Below are 3,152 nucleotides of genomic sequence, written 5' to 3' on the forward strand. Positions count from 1 at the left end.
GGCCCTCAGGCCTGTTCCGGCGCCATGAACGCCGGCGTCCCGAGCTGGCGATCCCCGCTGAGTACCGTCGCAGAGTCCAGGGCGCGCGCGATACCGAAATCGATCACCTTCGGTCCGAGCCGGGACAGCAGGATGTTGGACGGCTTCAGATCCCGGTGCACGAGTCCGGCCTGGTGGATCGCCATCAGCGCGGTGGTCATGCTCACCGCCAGCTGATGAAGCTCCGCCGGGGTTAACGGGCCGCGCGTGCCGACCGCCTCGGACAGCGTCGGCCCGTCGACGTACTCGGTCACCAGATAAGGCGGATCGGCGGTGATGTCGACGTCGAGGACCGCCGCCGTGCAGAAACGAGCGACCCGCCGGGCGTTGTCGGCCTCCTGCTTGAGCCGGCTGCGGAACTCGGCCAACCGGGCGAGATCCGCCCGGATCAGTTTGACCGCGACCAGACCACCGGCGGTGTTCTCCCCCAGGTAGACGCTCCCCATCCCACCCGCGCCGAGACGCCGCACCAGCCGATAGGGACCGACCTCGGTCGGTTCGGAGGCAGCATGATCCGCGGGTCGGTCCGCGGGTCCACTCCGGCCGGGTGGGTGGGACATTAGATGATCACTCCCGCCCGAGGTTGTCGAGGATCCCGAGGTTCTCAAGGGTGTCGGTCAGCAGTCCACCCGCACCGGTAACACCCGGCAACACCCGGTAATGTCTGGCGGCGCATGGCACCTAACGGCGCTGCGACCTGGCGCGCCGACGTCCACGGGCCGCTATCTGGTAGTGCACGGCCAGGAACGACAGCGCCAAGAAGAGCGGAAGCAGCACCGATGGAGGCGAATCGCTGGTGTCCGCGGAGACCAGCACCATGTCTATACCGGCGGTGAGGTTAGCTCCGCAGGCGGCGGTGACCGGACGGTAACCCGGCTGGAAGCTGGCGAACTGGACCACGGTCTCGAACGTGCCGTCCTGGTCGGCAACGGTCCGTCCGACCAGCTCGCCGCCCGCGGTGAGCATGGCCTGCGACCCGGGTCTGCAGCCGGTACCCCGGGCGAACAGCGTATCTCCAGCCGTCACGGCGCTCCGGTCGAACAACAGCTCACCGGGACGTGCCTCGCGTGCCACCGGCTCCCCCACATCCGGCTCGGACCCGCCGGGCTCGGACACGGGTGTGCACACGCCCAGCACGCGCACCGTCCCCTTCGGGCAGCGAGACGGGGTGGGTGCCGCGCACTGCTCGTCGAGCGGAACCGCGAGGCCGCCGGGGCAGAGCCGGCGCCCGGCGGGGCAGTCGAGCGTCGCCGCGCGCACGGAACCGTCCCAGCAGACGACCGGAACCGGCGGGGATGGCCGCGGCGGCGGGCAGGCTTCGCCCACGGCGACGCCGACCACCGAACCGGGGCAGGCCTTCTGCGGCAAGGGGCACTGGTCGGCCGATCGGCGCACGGACCCGTCCGGACAGGTAACCGAGGTCTCCTTCTCCCCATTGGAGCCCGGCTTGGTGGAGTCGGTGACCGGGGACGAGGTGATGGGAGGTGACGTGGTCTCCGTGTCCTCCGTGGGAGTGGGGCAGGGCATCGCGTCGACCAGGCCGAGCGGCAACGCGGGGGCCGGCGTCGTGCATTGCTGGGGACCGCCGCCATCACATCCTGTACCTGTATCTGTACCTGGCATTGATGTCGACACCGACGCCGGCCCGGAGGCGCACCGGGGTTGTGGGCAGGCACCGTTCGGCGGTGATGACGCCGCTGCGTCGGCCGATCGAGGCGTGCTCGGTGGGCAGGCCGGACCGTGCTGGTCGCAGGGGCCGCCCGCATTGCCCGTGGCCGCGGCCGGGCAGGCCGGCGAACTGGGCGTGCAGCGCCCACCAGCGTCCGTCGTCGTCCCCGACGGGCAGATCGTCGTACTCGGATCTGAGTAGGGAGACGGGGTACCGCTGGGGGTCTCCGGGTTCGGTACCGGGTTCGGCACCGGCTTCGGCATGGGCGGTGGGGACGTGGAGGCGGTCGGCAGCGGGGACGGGGAGATGGACCGGATTGGGGATGGGGAGGTGGCTGGGGACGGGGAGATGGACCCCGACGACGCCTCGGTCGATGTCCCGGTCGACGTCTCGGGACTGACCATCGCCGTGGCGACGCCGGCCCCGCCGACCAGGAACAGCACAACGACAAACACCGTCGGCACCAGACCGCGCGACGGCCGTCGCACGAATCGACCAGATACTCGATGGCCAGACACCAGAGCGCCCCCCGGGTGCGGCTGGCAACACGCCCGTTGCCGGCGGCCTGCCCCGGACCGGCGGAGACAACGTGATGCACGTTAGGCGGAAGCCCCACCATACGACGATCGGTGGGATAACAGTCGCGTTGCCGGTCATCCGGGCCACGGGGGGAAGCGGTGAATGTCAGATTGCTGACGGAGAGGTCGGCGCGGGAAAGTATTTTTGTCGCCGTTTGCCTGACGGCGTGCCTGAGTTGGCTCATGTTACCCATGGCGTCTCCGGTCCATGCGGCGGACGACGGGGTGGAACTCGGCGTCACCGTCGACGGTCAGCCCCTCGGCGAGGACAACGTGGTCCTCGGAGCCAGTGCGGTCGCCCGCGTGGTGGTCAGCGTGCAGAACCTGACCCGGTCGAACGTCCCCGTCGACTCGGTACGGCTGAGCGGAACCATGCTCGGCCTCACCTTCTTCGACTACGACACCCGGGTGCGCACAACCATCCCGGCCCGCGGATCGGCGAACTGGACCGTCGACCTGGATATGCGCGACCTCGACGGCCGGGCCACCGGACTGATGCCGGTGGAGGTGGCGATCCGGGGCGCGGACCTGCACACGGTGGCCGAGGTGTCGGGAACCGCCGACATCCACGGATCGCTGTTGTCCATCTACGGGCTGTTCGGCCTCGGGCTTGTCGTCCTGATGGGGCTGCTCTGGGCCGTCGCGTTACTCCCGCTCGGCCGCCATGCAGTGCCGGCCACCTGGTGGCAACGCGGCCTGCGGTTCGTGCCCGCCGGCTGCGGGGTCGGCCTGTTCGTCATCTTCGCGCTTTCAGCCACCCGGCTACTGTCACCCGGCACCCCCAGTGATTTCGGCATCACCATCACGACGACCGCCGTCTGCTTCGGGCTCGGGGCTCTGCTGCCCCAGCTTGATCTGTCGCTGAT

The 3,152-nt window shown here is 69.8% G+C and carries 3 protein-coding genes and 1 pseudogene; 2 read left to right on the forward strand and 2 right to left on the reverse strand.

All coding sequences use genetic code 11. The features are described from left to right. Window positions 1–8: 8 nt before the first annotated feature. Window positions 9–599 (reverse strand): annotated as a pseudogene (locus AC08OQ_RS18740) (serine/threonine-protein kinase); the annotation flags it as partial. A 121-nt stretch (window positions 600–720) separates the two neighbouring features. Continuing rightward, a complete protein-coding gene (locus AC08OQ_RS18745; RefSeq protein ID WP_476605890.1) occupies window positions 721–1,113 on the reverse strand; it encodes a hypothetical protein in 393 nt (130 codons plus the stop codon). A 46-nt stretch (window positions 1,114–1,159) separates the two neighbouring features. Between AC08OQ_RS18745 and AC08OQ_RS18750 the strand changes: the two genes are divergently transcribed. Continuing rightward, complete coding sequence (locus AC08OQ_RS18750) at window positions 1,160–1,909, forward strand: hypothetical protein (protein ID WP_476605889.1); 750 nt, start codon at window positions 1,160–1,162, stop codon at window positions 1,907–1,909. A gap of 569 nt (window positions 1,910–2,478) precedes the next feature. Beyond that, the coding region (locus AC08OQ_RS18755; protein ID WP_476612272.1) for a hypothetical protein at window positions 2,479–3,152 on the forward strand (674 nt) is incomplete at its 3' end.

The organism is Frankia sp. CcCS3, assembly GCF_977927575.1.